Annotated in this window: 12 protein-coding genes; 6 read left to right on the top strand and 6 right to left on the bottom strand. The window is 47.4% G+C overall.

What is annotated here, in order from left to right; genetic code table 11:
• Positions 1–26: 26 nt before the first annotated feature.
• The 6 genes from gldN to T495_RS0109135 are packed head-to-tail and all read right to left on the bottom strand — an operon-like array spanning position 27 to position 8,457.
• Positions 27–1,121, bottom strand: a complete 1,095-nt coding sequence (gene gldN / locus T495_RS0109110) for a gliding motility protein GldN (RefSeq protein ID WP_231495077.1) — start codon at positions 1,119–1,121, stop codon at positions 27–29.
• 43 nt (positions 1,122–1,164) lie between these two features.
• Positions 1,165–2,724: a gliding motility protein GldM gene (gldM, locus tag T495_RS0109115; RefSeq protein ID WP_033148365.1), complete on the bottom strand. Its 1,560-nt coding sequence runs from the start codon at positions 2,722–2,724 to the stop codon at positions 1,165–1,167.
• A 41-nt stretch (positions 2,725–2,765) separates the two neighbouring features.
• A complete protein-coding gene (gldL, locus tag T495_RS0109120) occupies positions 2,766–3,539 on the bottom strand; it encodes a gliding motility protein GldL (protein WP_033148366.1) in 774 nt (257 codons plus the stop codon).
• A gap of 19 nt (positions 3,540–3,558) precedes the next feature.
• Complete coding sequence (locus tag T495_RS0109125; RefSeq protein WP_028902408.1) at positions 3,559–5,001, bottom strand: SUMF1/EgtB/PvdO family nonheme iron enzyme; 1,443 nt, start codon at positions 4,999–5,001, stop codon at positions 3,559–3,561.
• 18 nt (positions 5,002–5,019) lie between these two features.
• Positions 5,020–5,976, bottom strand: coding sequence for a type IX secretion system membrane protein PorP/SprF (locus T495_RS0109130; protein ID WP_051651956.1), 957 nt, complete (start codon positions 5,974–5,976; stop codon positions 5,020–5,022).
• A 9-nt stretch (positions 5,977–5,985) separates the two neighbouring features.
• Positions 5,986–8,457 (bottom strand): hypothetical protein, encoded by a 2,472-nt coding sequence (locus T495_RS0109135; RefSeq protein WP_033148368.1) that lies wholly within the window; start codon positions 8,455–8,457, stop codon positions 5,986–5,988.
• Between the two features lie 181 nt (positions 8,458–8,638).
• On the opposite strand from T495_RS0109135, the gene T495_RS0109140 reads away from it, so the two are divergent.
• From T495_RS0109140 to T495_RS0109165, 6 genes are read left to right on the top strand one after another with little or no spacing between them, the layout of a single operon-like run.
• Positions 8,639–10,444 carry a carboxypeptidase regulatory-like domain-containing protein gene (locus T495_RS0109140; protein WP_033148369.1) on the top strand — a complete coding sequence of 602 codons (1,806 nt, stop codon included), beginning with the start codon at positions 8,639–8,641 and terminating at the stop codon, positions 10,442–10,444.
• 20 nt (positions 10,445–10,464) lie between these two features.
• The gene (locus T495_RS0109145) at positions 10,465–11,916 is read left to right on the top strand and encodes a glycoside hydrolase family 76 protein (protein WP_197020373.1); all 1,452 of its coding nucleotides are present in this window, start codon (positions 10,465–10,467) and stop codon (positions 11,914–11,916) included.
• Between the two features lie 22 nt (positions 11,917–11,938).
• Positions 11,939–15,088 carry a TonB-dependent receptor gene (locus T495_RS0109150; RefSeq protein ID WP_028902413.1) on the top strand — a complete coding sequence of 1,050 codons (3,150 nt, stop codon included), beginning with the start codon at positions 11,939–11,941 and terminating at the stop codon, positions 15,086–15,088.
• A gap of 28 nt (positions 15,089–15,116) precedes the next feature.
• On the top strand, positions 15,117–17,177 hold the full coding sequence (locus tag T495_RS0109155) for a RagB/SusD family nutrient uptake outer membrane protein (RefSeq protein ID WP_051651957.1): 2,061 nt from the start codon (positions 15,117–15,119) through the stop codon (positions 17,175–17,177).
• Between the two features lie 30 nt (positions 17,178–17,207).
• Positions 17,208–18,032: a DUF3823 domain-containing protein gene (locus T495_RS0109160; RefSeq protein WP_028902415.1), complete on the top strand. Its 825-nt coding sequence runs from the start codon at positions 17,208–17,210 to the stop codon at positions 18,030–18,032.
• Between the two features lie 17 nt (positions 18,033–18,049).
• A complete protein-coding gene (locus T495_RS0109165) occupies positions 18,050–20,548 on the top strand; it encodes a glutaminase family protein (protein WP_051651958.1) in 2,499 nt (832 codons plus the stop codon).
• Positions 20,549–20,557: the final 9 nt, after the last annotated feature.

A 20,557-nucleotide genomic window follows, 5' to 3' on the forward strand; every position in this document is an offset into this window, starting at 1 on the left:
CGATGATTATTTCCTATTTCCTGCCATTAATGCCTCTGGCGTCGTACTGAAACGCGGGCACCGCTGTTACTACTGCTGGTTTTTTCTGATTTCGACGTTTTCTGTTTAACCTCTTTCACACCTTTGTTCGATGCAGGCTTATTCTTAGCAGCCTTCATCTTCTTATCTGCAGCTTTAACATTCTGGGCAGCAATGCTATCCAATGAGTCGCGCTTGGCAGCATCACCAAAGACGGTCTTTTTAAATGCTGCGAGTTCTGCTTCGATACGTTTCTGTTCTGCACTCATCTTCGTGGTATCACCATCACAGAGCTGCAATAATGTCTTACCTTGTGCATTGTTGGTCTTATATATCTTGCCACGATACATATTCATGGTAAAGAAATCGTCCATCGATACCTGAGCTGCATTGTTCAGATTACTCGCCATCACTGTCTGACGATTCAGATAAGGTTCCAAATCACTATAACGAACCCAGAAGAGCGGATACTGTGTTGCTTCACCGCCAAACTCATCCATCATGATTGGACATAAAGCCTGCACCTTGATATGTAACGACGAGTTTGCTTGATCATAATAGGCGCTCTCCTTCAGATAGTATTTCTTGACCATCGCCGAAGGAATATCGCTGTTATCAACCTTGATACGACCATCCTGTTCCTCGTAGAAGATGTGATAGTTGTCGAGAATAGTCTTCATATCTGCTCTGGTAGTCGCTGAGAACACATCGCTGCCATCAGTGGGATACTCGAAAACTGGAATATAGCCATTCAACGCCAATTTGAAGATATAAGTAAACAGATTGAGTTGACGTCCTTGTGGTTCTACTGGATGATAAAGGCCTGCGTTAGCATCATCCTCAAGCGATATCTCACGATAGATATCACGTCGCCAAACCACCTCTTCGGGCATTTCAACAGCTGTAGGAAAAGATATCTGAGCGCGCATTGACATGGCGTTCGAAGCGTTTCGCTGCTGTTTCTGCTGTTGAGCCTGCTGTTCTGCACGCCGCTGGGGTGGCTGAGCAGTAGCTGTTAAAGGTAAAAGGGTAAAAAGGTAAAAAAGTAAAATACCTTTTACCACAACCTTTAAACTGATATTCTTAAACATACTCTGTTTCATATTACATATTTATTTACCTTTTTACTCTTTTACTTTTTTACCCTTACTTAACAATCACTTCCATAGGATTTGTCAACGTACGGGTGATTCCATCAGGCCCAACCACAGTAACTCTTGAGACATAGAAGCGGCGATTACGGGCCAGTTTGCGGAAGGTATCCTTCTGACGGGCCGAGAACTGGGCACCATCGGATGCCAACGGCACAGCGTTACCCATATTGTCGAAGAACACGGTCTCAAAGCTTTGCACACGGAAGGCGATATCAAGAATACCATCATCGATAGCAGCTCCCAGACGGTCAACACCCACAAGTTGTCCCTTAGCCAAACCACCACCCTTATAGCGAGTAGGATTACCATGCTCATCGCTCATAGAGATATAAGGTGTTGGATCGGGCAACTTACGCACACGGAAGGTGTACTGTCCCATTTGCTGAGGGCGACCTGTATTGGTTGAAGTCACTGTGATAACAGCGTTCTGACCTATTTTGGTTGGTTTGGCAATGTACTTACCTGGACCTACAGCCTGCAATGTTCCATTACTCATAGTAGCCTGAACTTTATTTGAAGGCACACCTGGTACACTGATGCTGATGGGATTGGCATAACCGGCATAAAGCATATTCATCAGGTCGGCCGAAACTGTAGCACCAGGTTCCACAACTGTATAATCCTGTGAAAACTCACGACGGATACGGTCTCCATTACCATTCACCATCTCCATATACCCCTTCAAAGTAAAGTCGCCTGTTTTACCACAAACGGTTTCGTAGAGTCCATTCTGCAAGTTTACCTTCTGTCCACCGATAAAGATATCAGGAACCTGAGTAGTGTCAACAGCCGCCATCACGATACGAGCCGAGAAACGATCGCCTCTAACGATGGTCTTCGAAGTGGGGATGACAAAAGCATCGAGCAAGTTCACACGGATATCTTTCACATCGATATTCTGCACCAATTTATGTAATACCTCGCCTTCTGCATAACGAACATCACTCTGCAGTTTCGACAACAAGGTGACAGCAGCTGCGGCAGGCATTGATTCGAACATATATTCCTGCCAGTTCTTACCCATAGCGCGCTTAGGTACTTCGGTAGTAAGGTTGCTGGCAATTATCTTCTTCTGCTTTTCATCAGTAACCATTGTCAGCATCCGCTCTCGGAAGGAGTTTATGGCATGATATAGCTTCTGTCCCTGACCATTAGTGGGCGAGAGCATTACATTGCTGGCAGGCTCCTGATCTTCCTTATTACGGATATTGTTCACATCGCCATCCTCTCCATCTGCCTCAACCACGATGGCCTGCTTCAGGCTGGCAGCAAAGTTGTAAAGAGAATCGCTCATCTGCTTCACTAGCTGAGCTTTATCGTACCACTCCTTGGTCTTCTGCGGATTGGCCTTCATCTGTTGTTCAAAGGTCTCATAGATAGCCAGATTCTCCTTCGACGAGTTGCTGGTGGTGCGGTTCAGACTTTCTTCCACAATCGAAAAGCCGTTGAGCACCTCGTTAGAGACGTTCAGCGCCAACATAGCCATCAAGACGACGTACATCAGATTTATCATCCGCTGGCGTGGAGAGACAGGTCTTTTCTTTATTGCCATGTTTTTATTTACAATTTGACAATTTACAATTTACCATTTATTTAGGGGGCCACTGAGGCGCGAACCTGCAAGGCTTCGATCATACGCGCATAAATGCGGTTCAACTCCTGTATCTGCCCGGCCATCTTCTTGGTCTGCTCGTTGATATCATCGATAGTACCAATCTGCGAACTGGCACTCTTCAACTGCATCTCGTAAACCTTGCAGATACCTGTCAGCGTACGGTTCAGATTCTCCATCTCCTCTGAATCGTGCGCCAGCTTCTCATTCTGGGCAGACACTTTTGACAGCGTTTCTGTCAGATGCTTTAACTCTTCAACATAGCTCGAAGTAGCCGCATCGAGTTCTGGGTGAGCCGACATAGCAACGGGCTGAGCCGCAGTTGGCGACATCGATGAGGAATCCGTAACTTTTGAGGCAGATATATTACGGTTATCCGTCGATGATCCGTAACTTCCGCCATTTCCATTGATAATGATGGTACCACCATTACCGCCAACAACAGTTGCACTGCCTCCCTTGCTCACTACGGGCACTTCACCATTAACATTAACATGTGTATCCAGCTCCATGCCATCGGTCGACTTATCGAAAGGCCGATCAAAGGCAGAAAGGAAGAACACCACCACCTCTGTACCCATACCGAGGAACAGGAAGAAGTCGGCACCATCGAGATGGGTCAACTTAAAGAGTGTACCTAAGATTACAATCGATGCACCCCAGCTATAGGCATAGTTCAGAAAGGTCTGACCTGGCACACTGTCCATCCACTTCTGCAAGCGGTAGATCATATTATATTTGCTGTATATCGTCATAACTATCTTGATTTTTAGTTTATTTCCTCTTACCTTTCACCTTAGCAGCCTTGGCACGCTCGCTGGTTGAGTTGGCCAAACTACGCACGCATCGGAATCCGATATACGAACGTGGCTGATTCTGGTACTCCGCCGTACGCCATGCCGAACGGATATACGACTCAGGATCCTTCCACGAACCGCCACGTACGCTCTTACGTTTCAAGCGATAGGGGTCCTCTTGGGCGGCATTGTATTTCAACGTGGGGTTGATATCGTTCATAGCCTCAACACCAGCCTCAGTATAGATAGTGCTAGTCCATTCGGCTACGTTACCTGCCATATCATAAAGTCCGTTTGAATTGGCAGAATAGATTCCTACCCGACTGGTTATCAGATTACCATCCTTCGTGTAGTTACCATTGTCAGGTTTAAAATTAGCATAGAAACAGCCCTTACCGCTGGCCACAGCCTCATTGTCCCAAGGAAACTCGTTCTGATCTTTACCACGTGCAGCGAACTCCCACTCAGCCTCTGTTGGCAGACGATACCGTTGCACATATCGAGCTGCTGCCCCTAACCCTTTCAGCAAGTAATCGGTACGCCAAGCGCAATAGGCATTGGCCTGTTCCCAGGTAACACCCACCACGGGATAGTCGTTATAGGCAGGATTCGAGAAATAGTAACGCAGATACATCTCGTTGTCGGCATTGGGGAAATCGTTTACCCAACAAGTGGTATCAGGGAACACATTCACAATATAAGTATTCAGAAAATCCCAAGGACCTGTCAGCGGACGGTTGATGCTCTCACGGACAATACGCCCCTCATCATCCACATAGGCTGTATCTTTCGATATCATCACCTGTTCCTCAGGGTCGATGGTGATATCTGTATTCAGATTACGTTCCTGAGGATTCAGACGGTTACGGCGTAGAGCTGCAGCAGTATAGTCATACACCTCGTAGCGATAGTTCAACTGACGATAGTCCAACATCTTATCACCAGTCACGGGATTAGTCACATACATACCATCGATAATCTCCTGCTCGTCTTCATTGGGACGACGCGGTAGAGGCTTCTTCCAGTTTAGAACAGTCGAGATCTCATTTCCCTCCCTATCCGTTTTCACCGTCTTATAGGTCTCGTCGATTTCTGAAAGACGCTCTCGCAGAATCGAATCACGTACATAGTTTACGAACTGGCGATACTTCGAATTGGTCACCTCCGTCTCATCCATCCAGAATCCATCAACAGAGATATCTCTAAGAGGTGTTTTCTTGCCCCATAGAGAATCCTGATGCTCGATACCCATCTTCAGATGCCCACGCTTTACCAATACCATACCGTAAGGAGTCGGTTCAGTAAAGGCTTTGCCGCCTGTACCTGTCACCTCTCCACCATTTGCCGTCATCATCTTGCTACCAAAGCAACTGGTCAGCATAAAGGCCGCTACGGTACATAATCCTATCAATTTCTTCATATCTACCTTTTTATCTTACTATAGTAATCTCACACTCTTATGCAGATTTCTGCCCTTTTTATACAGATTCAACTCTGTCTGATATCCCACAAACAGCTCGTGACTGCCGTTTCCGATACTGATATGTGAAGTGTACACCTCATAGCTATATCCCAAATGAATGCCATGAAATCGGCCACCAAGCAGTACCGTCACCGAATTCGTGGGACTATACGCTAAACCCGCATACAACATTTTCTTATCGTGCTCGTACTTCAGTCGACCTGTTATGTCGGCACGCCAAGCCACGCCATCAGTACGCCCCAATACGGATGTCTGTATTTTAAAAAACGGATGATTCAGCTGAATATTGTATCCGGCAGTAAAATAATACGTTGCGTCGATACTTAATTCGTTGGTTTCTCCCAGTTCCACCACCGGCGAATTGAGATGCAGAGCCGACATACCCACATACCAGTTACGTGCCTGATAATATACTCCTGCCGAGATATCAAAGCCCGTACCATTAACCGACGAAGAAGAGAATGCCGGATCATTAGGATCTTCCACTTCCAGTTTGCTGCCATCAAATGTTTCGCTCAACATGCCAGCCTGCACGCCCAGACTCAGTTTTCCGCCCAGCACCCGACGCTGATAGGCATACTGCAAACTCAGACGTTTGTGCGAAAACAAACCCAGCTCATCGTTCAGTAATTGCAAACCTACGCCGTGATATGCCCCCAGTGCATAGAACGGCATGTCTGCTGCAGCATACATGCTCTTGGGATTATGTTCAAAACCAGCCAATTGTAAGGCATAGGCGCCAGTCACATTCAGTTTAGCCTCCTTACCCACCGTTGCTGGATTAAACGACGGTTCCATCGCCCAATAATGAGCGAAGGACACATCGTATTGCGCAAAAGTTCTTGTCGCTACGAACAAAAGCGATGTTATCAGTATACCGAAATGTTTCACATTACTAATAACGCAAAACATTCCAAATTATTATATCGTAAAGTCTTCACCGAAGGCTTTGATATACTCCTCATGGAACGCACGAGAGACTTCCTGCGCTTCATATACCTTACCCAATCGATTCAAGGCTTTTATTTTATAGGAGAATGACTCGATATGATAGGGATCTATATGGAACATCGCATCAGCCAGATAAAGCGTCAGCTTCAACTCGCTATTCTCGTAAGTACGTTGCATCATACGCTGAATAACAGGTGTCAGAATGCGCTCGGTCTCCGACTTAAACTGATCGAGCGAAGGTTGGCTCTGCGTCTGCAAGAACTTGCCACGACGCAGGATTCCTAATAGACTCTGTTCGGTATACGACTCTGTAAACACCAGATGCGAACATGTCAGATAATCGCAATAGAAAGACTGCTTGATGACAAAATGGTAGAGTCCATCTGTGTATTCTAATTCTATACCATCCAGTTCCTCAAGCACTTTCCGTAGATGATTCATAATAACACTCCGTGAATTCTTGATCTTATCGGCAGGTTTGTCACCCCACAAAATGGTACCAATACGTTTTGACGACAAACCGCCCTGCTTATGATACCACAACAATAAACAAGTAAGTTCACGCAACTTATCAGTAAACAGATAAGAAATATCGCGGTTCTTACGGTCGAAAGCACTAAAAGCTCCGAAAAGATAAATGGAGTTAGGCACATGTTCCGGTATCTCCACGTCGTGCATCTCGTTATTCTCTATCTGCTTGCGGTATAAACGATGACGGCGATAGGACAACCACGCCACAACCAGCACTAACAATATAATAATACCCCCCAGCAGATACCAGCGGGCATCAGTAGGCAGTTCTGAAATCTCAGCAAATTCAGCATCCGACAGCACTGGCAATTGGATAGAATAGAGCGATATCGTTGAGGAGATATCATCAGTAAACTCTTGTACACACACAAAGAACTTATCGACGACAGGGTCATAGTACAGGTTGGCATTCGTGGCAATCTTATCAGAGTGAATAGGAATTGAGTCGCCCAGCATCTCCATGCAACCATCTTTCAACGAAAAACGGCAGAGGCGCAGATAAGACTCAGAGAGCGCCTCTGGATAACACAACGTGTAGAAATAATCCCCCATGATAAGCAAATTGCGTACAGGAACCAAATGTTGACGCTTTCCCCAATCAATGGTCCACAACTTCTGTGCCGAGTCGTTACGCAGATCGATGCGATACAGATCATACAGATAATGGCGCCCGATAGATTGATTTCCAGATTCATTACCCATACCACCAAAGATATAAGCATAGCGTGAACGGGCATCGATACCCATTGATGTAAAATAGCGCGGCGTACATGCATAAAGAGGCTTGCCAGGTTGCCACTCATGAGCAGCTATATCATAGCTATGCAGATTGCGGAAATACTGCATGCTTCCAAATCCACCAAAGATACAAAACCGATTGCGCAATGTATCGAGAAAGCAACCATGATGGTGCATCTGTGTAGGCAACTGAGTAAAACATTCTGACGTCCACTCAAGCGTATTCAAATCAAGACTGGCCATCGAAGCCTCATCCTGTGGTCGATCAGCAGGATTATCATATTTAAACACCTCATAAGTATATAGCTTATTCGTACGCTTATCAAGAAAGTTCATTCCCAGATTAATATCTACTGGACAAGGCGTCTGAAATACATGATAGTTGGTCGCTTGACTATCGCTATTATATATTAATAAGGTATCACGAGTATAGCCATAGAACAGATGACGCTGAGGGTCATATGTAGCACCGGCATTATGCTGAAAATGCATCACGTTGAGTTTTTTCCAGTGATAACAATCATTGATACTCCAATAAGGATTAGCCACAAAACCTATTTTATGCTGGTTCTGATCGTAGACATCATTGCTACGGCTCTGAGACAAAGGAAAGAAATAATCCGTTTCGGCTCCTAACACCTGCAGGTTTTTAATGGTAACAGATGGTACTTCAATCAAATAATCAAACCTTCCAAACACAATTTTGGGTGACAAGAAAGCTGGCATAGAATTAATCTTAGCCTGCGTCACATGACCATCAATGACCATCTTCAGCTCCTTCTTATCAAAATTGAACGTCAACATAAAAGGCACCCATCCTTTATCAAGAAGAGCCTGACGATTGATATTACTTCGTATAAGTGTGGTTTTACCTTCTTCGTTCAGCTCAAACCAATCATTACCGCGACCATCGTAAAACAAGTTATAATTCGCTCCCTGATTCTCATCCACTACATGCAGGATATAACCAACCTCGGGCACACGAGGTATCTGCATATCAAATCTGATCGTCAGCTGATGAACAAACAATTTCTCATCGTCGCCAAACACCGAATATGAAGTTCGACCGTTGATGGAATCAATCGGATTCAGGAATCGCAAGCCTTGAGCTTGCAATGCAGAAAATTGGATGATGGCTAACAGCCAAAATAGGGATCGATAGAACTTATACATCTTCTTATTTAAATTGTGACTGCAAAATTAGTATTTTTAATATGAAAACCAACAAAAATACCAGTGATTAACACTTTTAATCTCCGTTTAACCCCAAATTAACCGGTAATTTAATCTACTCACCATTACTTTTGCCATCGAATTTTTCCTATTAATAACTAAAATTTAAATTAAAGAATTAATGAAACAGAAGACCAAAGCCAAACAACTAACTGCGTATCTCTTAGGAGTATGTTTTTTGGCATTCAGCAACATCAGTTGCAGCAACGACGAGAACAACAATGGTGCAAACCTGGGCAATGGCGACGTAAGTGGCATCATCACTGACGATCAAAACGCCCCACTATCAGGCGTAACCGTCAGTGTAAACGATGTAGACATCAGCAGCACAACCGATGCTTCAGGTAGTTATCTGCTGAAAGATTTACCCATTGGTAAACACATTATTACATTCAGTAAGACAGACTACCAAACCGTGAGTTGCACGGTAGCCCCCAACCAATGGAACGACGGTGTAGCCAACGTCAGCACCAGTATGCGCTATGCAGCAGCCAAGATTACCGGTAGAGTACTTGATGCGCAGAATGGGAAGCAACCACTTGAAGGCGCCAGTGTTTCCATCGGTGGAGATCCAGTACTCACCAACAGCGAAGGTATCTACACCATTACCCAACTTCCACTCGACAATTATACAGTAACCATCTCTTATGGCGACTATAATCCTGTGAGCAAGGAAGTAAAAATCGACGATTTCATCGATGGTATTGCCCAACTACCAGACATAAATCTAGGTGGTGAGGAAATTCTGCCAGGTCTGACTCTAGGCGATTTGAAAACCTGTACCCCATGGATGTATAATGAATATCGTGGCGGACGTAATGCCGACAATTATCCACAATTTGACTGGAGTGTGGACTATATGTGTACACTCGACATGATGGGTAACTGGGAGGAACAGAATGAAGGAACCACTATGCGCGTGGACGAAAGCAAGAGTAATGGTGTGGATTACGACAATCTCAACACCTTTATATATGGTAGAAAGCACATCACCGAGGATAACAAAATCCTGACCGTTTTCGCGCGCACTCATCAGGGACCAGCCATCTGGAACGTAGTTGTAGTGGACCTGAGTGAAGCCAAGCCACAAGCTAAAAAGCTGGGCGACAACATATCTTTCCAAGATGGTAGCTATAAGAACTTCACATTCGACCTGAGTGCCTACATCGGCAAAGATGTAGTCATCGCCATTGGCACCTACTATTCTGGCGAATGGGTTCAGCTTGTATTGCGTCGCATCAGCTTTGCTCCTGAAGCCGTCAATGGTTTAGCTTGGCTGCCTGGTTCACCTATCAACGATGCACTCGAAGAGTTGCACATGACCCAAGAGATGGTACGAGCCACCATGCCAAACGAACGCCAGTCGTTCACTGGTATCACCACCTACGACGGACGTAAAGACCGCGATGAGTACGTATGGGCTTACCGCGACTGGAATAAGACCGGTCACGTGGCTGCTTTCTGGGGGCTCACATCAATCACCAAGGATTGTGATGTATTCACAAATGAAGGTTACACCATCAAGACACGAGGCGGCAACGGTATTGTAAGTACCTCGAAAGCCGAGAGCTATCTTTACAGCAAATTTGCCATCAATGACAATAACCAGAAGCTGACCCTACGAGCCCGTAACTTTGGCAGTCATCCTACCTATTTCAAGCTCATCGCCATCACCGATGATATGAACGTAAAATATTTGCAACCCAACAGCGAATCACAGGTATCAGAACTGAGCGAAGGCCCTGACGGCACCATCAAGTTCCGTCATTTCAACGGCGATACAGGTCATCCTGAGAACTATGGAAAATTCGTATTTGACCTCTCACAGTATAAAGGAAAGAACGTCACACTGGTTCTGGCTGTATACAAAGGCGAAGAAAACGGCGACGAGAATAAGGTAACTATCTATAGTATCGACTTGAACTAAAAAATGATATGAATAAGAAAATGAAGAAAGAAATTCTAACTATGGTCAGTCTGGTCATTGCCCTTTCAACCACAGCAAGTTGCGGCAGCAACAATGATTTCCAGTCTGACGATCCTACCCCCCCTGTTAGACCACTGCCCATCGGCACTAACGATGTAAGTGTACGTAATCTCACCAGGGCTACGACCCTCTTCGATGCAGCCATGCAGCACTACATCAGTGGTGACATGAAAATGGCAGACATGTACAACCCATCAACAGACAAAGCATCGGGTGAAGCCGACGTATGGCCTTACACTGCGGCCATCGAAGCTTGCAATAGCATTCTGGAAGGCTATGTCGCCCTGAGCAAAGCAGGAAAGAACGCCGAGCAAGGGTCAGCAAGCACCTACAAAACGCAACTTGAGAAACTCTATGACGGGTTAGAATACTACGCAGGTACCTTCAAACTCACCTCTTTTACCCGCAACAACCACGAATGGACTGTATATGGTGTACATCGCGGCGGCATGAAAGGAGGCGCAAAGGTTGATGGTGACCAGAATGTGTACGATGATCAACAGTGGATTATCCGCGAACTTCTACGTTCGTGGAAAGCCACTGGCGACCAAAAATATCTGGATAAGGCCGAATATCTGACTGCCTATGTACTCGATGGTTGGGACTGGTGTCTTGATAGCAAGCAGAATACATGGGGTGCCGAGGTAGGCGGTATTACATGGGGGCCTTCATATTGCACAAAACACGCCTGCAGTAACGCGCCATTCATCTCACCTCTCGTATGGTTGGCAGAATACTATCAGGACAAGGCTGACAAGGTGACATACCGTACCATTAACGGCGAAGGAAAACGGTTGGATGTCACAGCCAACAAATCCGAATACTATCTGATGATGGCCAAGAAGATCTACGAATGGCAACAGTACAATCTTCGTGCCTCCGATGGCGTATATCTGGATATGGTAGGCGCCAATAACAATATCCGCTACGACGAATTTGACGGTGTACAGTACCGTATTTCAAACCCCAGCACAGGGGCAAGTGGAACAAAGTTCACCTATAACAGCGGCACTATGGTTAGCGGTGGCGCCGACCTCTACCGGATTACCAAGGATGCACGTTATCTGAACGACACACGTCAGTTATACACAGCAACTTTCAACTATTTCCCACAGAAGAACTCCAAAGGCACTTGGGATTATGCCTACAGCAACTTTAGCCGTTGGTTCGACGATGTATTAATGCGTGGCTGGATGGACGCAGTAAAGATTGGTGTTGATGCAAAAGAGGGAGTCGGAACTTTTCAGACAAACCTCGACTACGCATGGGACAACTATCTTAAGAATAACGCACTGCCCCGTGGTCTCACTGGCGGTTGGAGCAGTAATCAGGCACAGAATGACGTACGCGCACTCGTAGCATTTGCATACGCTTCGGAATACGGCATGCTTGTGGCATCAAATTTGCAGTAATAACTAATATAACAAAAACAATATGAATATCCTAACTAAAAAATGCGTGCTTCTGATGCTCTCGACAGCCTTTGGGTTGGGTTTGCAAGCACAGAGTATCATCACCGTCAAGGGTACTGTTACCGACCAGAACAGTGAACCCGTCATTGGTGCAACCGTCACCCTTCGTGGCACAAAGACTGCAGTAGTAACAGATTTCGATGGTAAATACTCGATTTCTGTGGCCGACAATGGCACTCTCGATTTTGCCTATATCGGTATGAAGGCAGTCAGCCAGAATGTACAAGGTCGTAAAACCATCAACATCAAGATGACAGAAGACGTTTCAGAACTGAACGATGTCATCGTAGTAGGTTATGGAACCCAGAAGCGTGGATCTATCACTGGTTCCGTGAGCGCACTGCGTGGTAAGGACATGCTGAAAACCAACAACGAGAACACCCAGAATATGTTAACAGGCCGTATCGCAGGTGTCCGTGTCTGGCAGCAGAGTTCAGAGCCAGGAACGTACAAAAACAACTTTGATGTACGTGGTCTCGGCGCTCCCCTGATTGTTATCGATGGTGTTCCCCGCACCGTAGAGGATTTCCAACGCATGAACGCCAACGACATCGAAGACATCTCTGTACTGAAAGATGCCTCAGCAGCCATCTATGGTCTGCGTGCAGCCAATGGCGTACTGCTGGTAACCACCAAGAGAGGTGGCGCAGGCAAGACTCAGGTAAGCTACAATGGTTCGTTCACCATCCAAGCGCCCAAGAGCATGCCCAAACTGCTCGACCCCGTACGTGCCATGACCTTGATGAACGAGCTAAAGAAGAACAACATCGATGGCGGCTCTCCAATGTTTACCGAGGAAGCCATCGACGAGTATCGCAACGGCACCAAGCAGGGCACAGACTGGAACAAGCTCATCTTTGCTGAGACTGCCCCTGAAACCAATCACAACATGACCATCAGTGGCGGATCTGAAAAGATGCAGTATTTCGTAAGTATGGGATACCTCTATCAGGAAGGTTTCCTGAAGAGCGGCGACCTGAACTACGACAAGTTCAATATCACCTCTAAGATCAATGCTGAGATAGTGAAGGGTCTGAGTTTTGAACTCCAGATGAACGGTATGTTAGACAACCGCAACACGCCTTATACATCGACCACCGACATCATCCGTAACTACTGGCGTCAGGGCCCACTCGCAGCTGCTTATGCCGATCCAGAACATACCATGCTGAACTATCAGAATCTGGATTTGGGCGAGAATGCCGTTGCCGAGATGACCAGCGACATCAGCGGATACAGGAAGTACAAGCGCTACCAAATGCTCACTCAAGGTTCTTTGACTTTCGATTTTGGTCAGTATGTAAGCATTCTGAAAGGTCTGACCGCCAGAGCTATGTACTCATACGATCTGCATATAGACAAGAATGACATCTATCGCCGCCAGTACAATCAGTACGCTTATGACCCTGTAACAGATAGTTACATTCAGCAAGTTTACTCAGGCAGCTCACCTGCACAGCTTCGTAAAGAGCATTATGATAACACACAGAAACTGTCACAGTTTACATTGAATTATCATCGCACCATATCTTCACACACCATAGGCGCCATGATTGGCCTCGAGACACAACAGAAGGTGTACGATGGTTTTTATGCACGTCGCAACTTAGCCTTCAACAGCCCGTATCTGTTCAATGGTATCGATGAGGGCCAAGTAGGTAATGCCAATGCTGGTGATATCCACAGCGCCAACTACAACTCATTCATCGGTCGCCTGAACTATAACTTTGCCGATCGTTACCTCTTGGAAGGCCAGTTCCGTTACGACGGCAGTTCGCAGTTCGCACCAGGTCATCGCTGGGGATTCTTTCCATCAGCCAGTGCCGGTTGGCGCATCAGCGAGGAGCCTTTCTTCAAGAACCTCAACTTCCTACACTTCATCCAGAACTTAAAGGTTCGTGCCAGCTATGGTGAGATGGGTGATGACTCAGGCGCCTCATACGACTGGGTAGCAGGCTACTCTTATCCTTCAGGTGGCAGTGGCGATGGCAATAAAGGTTGGTACAACGGCTACGCCCCAGGCTGGATGTTCGGCGGCCAGTTTATCTATGGTGCCTCCCCCAAGGCCATGCCAAACGAAGCTATCTCTTGGTACAAGTCAAAGAGCTTTAATATCGGTTTCGATTTCACCGCATGGGACGGCAAACTGGGTATCACCTTCGACTACTTCATTCGTAAGCGAACAGGACTTTACATGCGTCCAGGCGATTTCCCAACAGTAATTGGTGCAGATGCCCCCCAGCTGAATGCCAATAGTGACCAGCACGCTGGTGTTGAACTTGAGATTACTCATCGCAACCATATCGGCGAAGTTAGCTATGGCTTGAAGGGCATCTTTAGTCTGACACGTAACAAATACCTCACAGCAGTACAGAATGCAACTTATGCCAACAGCTACGATAAGTGGCGTCATGATAACCTGAATAATCGTTATCAGGGTGTACAGTTCGGTTATACTTCAGCAGGTCGTTTCACCAGTTGGGAGGATATCTGGAACTATGATATCTATCACGAACGCGACGTACTGCCTGGTGACTACAAATATGAAGACTGGAATGGTGACGGCGAAATCAACGGTCTTGATGAACATCCTTTCGCATACGACCAGACGCCATGGATGAACTATTCATTCAACATCGATGCTAACTGGCGTAATTTCGATATCAACATCCTCTTCCAAGGATCAGCTATGGGTAGCATGCGCTACGAGGAGCCCCTCTATCGCATCTGGGGTTACGAACCAGCAGCAGGTGGTACCTTGGAACAGTTCTGGGATCGCTGGCATCCTGTTGATCCAACAGCCGACCCATGGGATCCTACACAGGAATGGGTATCCGGCTACTATGCCTATACCAACCACAATCCTATCGGCAATTCAGAGTTCAATCGCGTTAGCACAGCCTATCTGCGTTTGAAGAGTGTTGAGTTGGGCTATACGCTGCCTAAATTGAAAGCGCTGAACGGCATGTCGCTTCGCGTATATGCCAACGCTTACAACCTACTCACATTCACAGGCGTGAAGTTCGTTGATCCAGAGCATCCCGACAGCGACCTCGGCCGTTTGTATCCTCTGAACAAGACCTATACCGTTGGTCTGCAATTGTCATTCTAAGTTGTACATATTTAGTTAAGAATAAGATATGAAAAAGATAATATTCATCATGGCAGCCGGCATCGCCTTTCTGTTTAACTCATGTGTAGGCCTTGATGTTCCCCCCAACAATGTGGTAACCAAGGACCAGTTACTCGGCGATGAATCTGGTCTCGACATATACTTTGCCAACATTTATAGTCAAATGCCCTTCGAGGACTTCAAATACCGTTTCAGCGAAGGCTTCACCCACAACGGCTGGCTCGTCAGTTTTGGTACCGAGGGTATCGGTGAGGGCGTAGGTCGTGAAGGTTTTATGAACGCATGGCGTAGTGAGAGTAACCCCTACTGGAGTCAGGCCTTCAGAACATTGCGTGAAATCAATCAGCTTATCCGCGACCTGCCTTCAACAGCCAGCAGTCTGCCTGAGCCTACACTCAACCAGTATTTGGGCGATGCTTATTACTGCCGTGCAACAATATTCTATGCCTTGGCCCGTCGTTATGGAGGTGTACCGCTGGTTACCAAGGTTATCGACTACGATGCGGATAATGACGAGTTGGAGGTGCCACGTTCGAGCGAGGAAGATACTTGGAAGCAGATCCTGGCAGATTACGACAAAGCAGCCGAATTGATGGGTCCAATCAGCCTGAAAGATGGTTATGCCAACAAATATGTGGCCCTGTCGTGGAAGTCGGAAGCAGCCCTCTATGCTGCTTGTGTGGCCAAGTACAACCAGACCGTAACAGGTCATCTCACTGGTGTTGGCCAAAAGACTGGAATCCGTGTGATGGGTTTCGAGGATAGTCAGGCTAACAAACTGGCTAACCAGTGGTTTAAGGAAGCCTACTTAGCCGCCAAAGAGGTTATCAATAGTGGGCGCTACTCACTTTATAAGAAAGGTTGGGAGGCCGGCAACAAAGATGCTATCATGCAGTCGATGGTCAACATGCTCTCCGACTCAGACAGTCCAGAGAACATCCAGACCCGCGAGTACAGCTATCCTACCTATGTACACTCTTACGACTCATACAACACACCATGCACTATCCATGCACCACTATCGGGTGGCACCTGTCCTACAGCCGATTTCATCTCATTATTCGACGGCATCCCTGTGAATGCTGACGGTTCCATCAAGACCACCGATGCACAGGGTAACTACGTACTCTATGACAGTCCATTCGACTTCTTCAAGAATGCCGAGCCACGTCTGCGTGCCCAGGTCATCGTACCTGGTGACGTATTCCGTGGCAAGGTTATCGAGATCCGCCAGGGTATCTACACAGGCTCAGAACCTATCAAACCCTTATTCTCTAACGACCCTGGTGCCGACTATTCATACGGCAATGCCAGCAAAGGTCCACAGACTCTCAAGGCTTACACAGACAAGCCAAAGACTCTCTTTATGTGTCCTAACCAAGGTACCATCGAGACGGTCGACGTAAAAGGTGTCAAGACTCAGGCTACAGGTGCCGATGGTCCTTTCTACAGCTGGGCTGAAGGTGGCGTCAGCGGTATGTACTCTCGTAAATGGCTCTATCAGGGCAGCGATGCCCGTAGCGGCGAAGGAGTGTGCGACCAGCATTTCATTCTGATGCGCTATGCCGAGGTACTGCTCAACTTTGCCGAGGCTGCCGTTGAGCTCTCCTTACAAGGTGTGAACTCACCTGATGGTGCTGACATGCTGGCAGAAGCCACAGAGGTTATCCGTGCCATTCAGGAACGTGCAGGTGCCAATATTCTGGCTACCGATTTAACCTCTAATGAGAAGAGCCGTAACATCGTACGCAAGGAGCGCCGTAAGGAGTTAGCATTTGAACAGAAGACCAAGTACGACCTGCGTCGCTGGCGTGTACAGGATTACGACAACCGCGACGGATTCTGGGGTATCACACGCGACAAAGATGTATATAGCGACAACAGCCGCTATCGTTTCCATGGTCTTTATCCTTACATGTCGGCCCAGTCGGGTAAGTACTTCTTCGACTATCACTACCAGTATCTGGGACAGAACGAGTGCGAGTTCAATGCCATCGATTACTACTTTGCCATCCCTGGTGGCGAGGTTTCAAAGAGTCCTGTCATTGATCAGCAGCCTAACAGATAACATTTAATCATGATAAAAAACAGAAAAACAATGAAAACATTCAGATATTATTCCTACCTGTTGTTTGCGGCTTTCGCACTGACTGCCTGCGATGCCTTTGAGATAGACAACTACAAAGAGCCTGGCGAGACTATCGAAGGCGTGGTAGTTGATGCCAAGACCGGCGACCCTGTGCTAACCGATCAGGGTTCAGAAGGCATCCGTGTACGCCTGACCGAATTAAGCTATGGCGACAATGTAGATCACAACCCTGATTTCTACTGTCGTCCTGACGGTACCTTCCGCAATACCAAGATTTTTGCCGGCGAGTACAATATTCGCATTGATGGTCCGTTTATACCAGTGTACCGTGATACCGACGATGGTACAGTCATTTCTGACGACACCTGGTACGGCAAGATCTCTGGCACCACTCAAGTGAAGTTCGAAGTCCATCCTTTCCTGAAGGTGGAGTTCGTTGAGACGCCATCGGTATCCAACGGTCAGATTACCGCCAAGGTCAAGGTGACCCGCGCCATCAGCAAGGACGAGTTCCGTAGTATGGTTGAGCCAATGGGCGGGTATAGCGATGACTTTACCAACGTCACCGATATCCAGTTGTTCGTTTCAACATCATCAAGCGTAGGCTATCGCGCTCGCGACCAGCGCTGGTCAAATCAGATAAACTATGCAGGCGAAAGCTTCGACGAGTTCGAGGGCAAGCCTATCACTATCCGCTCTGCCAGCGGACAAGCCATCCCCTCAGGCTATCATGTGTTTGTGCGTGCAGCCGCTCGTATCAACTACGATACTCCACGAGGCAGTGGCACACGCCGTTGGAACTATAGTGAGCCCATGGAAGTGATTATTCCATAACACATAATTAAACAAATATGAATAAAAGATTAATTCCCTTATTAGGCATGGCGCTGGCTGTAACCAGCGCCATTGCCCAGTCAGAGTTCTTCTCACCTTACAAATCCACATCACTCCGACTCCCAGCAGTACCTATCGTAGTTAACGACCCCTACTTCTCTATTTGGTCGCCTTACGATAAGCTAACCGAAGGCAGCACCCGTCTCTGGACAGGCGACGAGAAGCCATTGGAGGGCCTGCTCAGAGTCGATGGTACAACCTATCGCTTTATGGGCGACAAGGAGCACAAACTGCTTAAGGCATTGGCTCCTATGAGCGACGAGATCAACTGGGAGGCAAAATACACAGAAGAGCCACAGGCCGATGGTTGGCAGGCACCCGACTTTGCCGCCAACAACTGGCGCACTGGTCAGGCAGCCTTTGGTAATGCCGGCGACAACATCAAGACCGGTTGGTCGAAAGAGCACAGTGATATCTATATCCGTCGCGAAATCAACCTGACAGCCGAAGACCTGCGTGGCGACCTCTATGCCCTGTTCTCTCATGATGATGCCTGCGAGCTATATATCAACGGTACCTTGATCGGCAAGGGACGCATGGACGCTATTTTCGGAGAGTCTGTTCACCTGAACGCCCAGCAGAAGCAACTGCTTCACGAAGGTCGCAACGTGATGACATTCCACGTTTATAATAACGCAGGCGGTGCCTATGCCGACTTTGGACTCTATGCCAACGTGGGTGTTGAAACCAACTCTGTGAAGACAGCTATCCAGAAGAGCGTTGACGTGATGGCCACTTCGACCTACTACGCTTTCACCTGTGGTCCTGTAGCACTGGATGTAGTGTTCACTTCGCCCATGCTGATTGATGACCTCGATCTGCTCTCTACACCCGTATCCTACGTGTCGTATCAGGTGAAGAGTCTCGACCGCAAGAAGCACGATGTACAGTTTGCTCTCCTGGCCAGCCCGCTTATCGCAACCAACAAGCCTCATCAGCCTACAGAGTCATCAGCAATCTCTGTTGATGGCGTAAAGTACCTCAAGACAGGTACTATCGACCAGCCCATTCTCGCCAAGAAGGGCGATGGCATCGGCATCGACTGGGGATATCTGTATGTGGCCGACTACAACGGAAAGGTTTCGCTCGACACCTACAATAACATCATTGACGGATTCCTCAACAAGGGACAGCTCAGTTGCGGTCAGAACCTGATCCGTGCCTACAAGCAGAACGACATACCCGTACTGGCTTATGTGCACGATTTCGGCAAGGTGGACCAGCAGCCTCAATCATCATTCTCACTGATCGGCTACGATGAGATAGAGGACATTGAGTATATGTACCACCGCTATAAGGCCTACTGGGCACATGGGGGAAAGGTTGATATCTTCGATGCTTTCAACAAGCTGAACCGCAATTACCGAAGCATCATGGAGCGTTGTCGTGCCCTGGACAAGCAGATTTATGACGATGCCTTCCGTGTGGGTAATGCCCATTATGCAGAAATCCTCTCTGGTGCCTATCGTCATGTATTGGCAGCACATAAGCTGTTCGAGGACAACGAGGGTCATCTGCTGTACTTCTCAAAAGAGAACAACTCTAACGGCTGTGTGAACACCGTTGACCTGACCTATCCATCAGCACCACTTTTCCTGGCTTACAATCCTGAACTACAGAAGGCCATGATGACCAGTATCTTCGAGTATAGTCGTTCTGGTCGTTGGACCAAGCCCTTTGCAGCACACGATCTGGGCACCTACCCCATCGCAAACGGTCAGGTTTATGGTGGCGACATGCCTATCGAGGAGGCAGGAAACATGCTGACTCTGGCAGCCCAGCTGTGTATTCAGGATGGCAACATCGATTATGTAAAACCCTACTGGGACATCCTGACACAGTGGACCGATTATCTGGTAGAGAACGGACAGGATCCCTCGAACCAATTGTGTACCGACGACTTTGCCGGTCACTGGCCTCACAACTGTAACCTGTCTGTAAAGGCTATCATGGGTGTGGCAGGCTATGCTATTATGGCTCGCATGAAGGGCGATGCAGCTACAGCCGACCGCTATATGAACCGTGCCCGCCAGATGGCCAAGAAATGGGAGGCCGATGCTCGCGAGGGCGACCACTATAAGTTGGCCTTCGACCGCGATAACACCTGGAGTCAGAAGTACAATATGATATGGGACAAACTGTGGAACACCAACCTGTTTGGCAATGAGGTGATGCAGCGCGAGGTGAGCTACTACCTGAAGCAGCAGAACACCTATGGTCTGCCACTCGACATCCGTAAGGACTACACCAAGACCGACTGGATTATGTGGAGTGCAGCTATGGCCAATGACAAGGATACCTTCCTGAAGTTTGTAGAGCCTATCTACAAATACATGGACGAGACTGGCTCGCGTGTTCCTACCAGCGACTGGCACGACACCAAGACCGGACTGATGGTAGGATTCAAAGCCCGTTCGGTCATTGGTGGCTATTGGATGAGATTGTTAGTTAAGTAAAGATGTAAT

It is taken from the genome of Prevotella sp. P6B1, from assembly GCF_000702825.1.
In the GTDB taxonomy this organism is placed as follows: Bacteria; Bacteroidota; Bacteroidia; order Bacteroidales; family Bacteroidaceae; genus Prevotella.

Bases quoted from the DNA above. Each gene is read 5' to 3' on its own strand.
- T495_RS0109165 (WP_051651958.1), top strand. From the start codon at position 18,050: ATGAATAAAAGATTAATTCCCTTATTAGGCATGGCGCTGGCTGTAACC.
- gldN (WP_231495077.1), bottom strand. From the start codon at position 1,121: ATGAAACAGAGTATGTTTAAGAATATCAGTTTAAAGGTTGTGGTAAAA.
- T495_RS0109145 (WP_197020373.1), top strand. From the start codon at position 10,465: ATGAAGAAAGAAATTCTAACTATGGTCAGTCTGGTCATTGCCCTTTCA.
- gldL (WP_033148366.1), bottom strand. From the start codon at position 3,539: ATGACGATATACAGCAAATATAATATGATCTACCGCTTGCAGAAGTGG.
- T495_RS0109150 (WP_028902413.1), top strand. From the start codon at position 11,939: ATGAATATCCTAACTAAAAAATGCGTGCTTCTGATGCTCTCGACAGCC.
- gldM (WP_033148365.1), bottom strand. From the start codon at position 2,724: ATGGCAATAAAGAAAAGACCTGTCTCTCCACGCCAGCGGATGATAAAT.
- T495_RS0109140 (WP_033148369.1), top strand. From the start codon at position 8,639: ATGAAACAGAAGACCAAAGCCAAACAACTAACTGCGTATCTCTTAGGA.
- T495_RS0109125 (WP_028902408.1), bottom strand. From the start codon at position 5,001: ATGAAGAAATTGATAGGATTATGTACCGTAGCGGCCTTTATGCTGACC.
- T495_RS0109135 (WP_033148368.1), bottom strand. From the start codon at position 8,457: ATGTATAAGTTCTATCGATCCCTATTTTGGCTGTTAGCCATCATCCAA.
- T495_RS0109155 (WP_051651957.1), top strand. From the start codon at position 15,117: ATGAAAAAGATAATATTCATCATGGCAGCCGGCATCGCCTTTCTGTTT.
- T495_RS0109130 (WP_051651956.1), bottom strand. From the start codon at position 5,976: ATGTTTTGCGTTATTAGTAATGTGAAACATTTCGGTATACTGATAACA.
- T495_RS0109160 (WP_028902415.1), top strand. From the start codon at position 17,208: ATGAAAACATTCAGATATTATTCCTACCTGTTGTTTGCGGCTTTCGCA.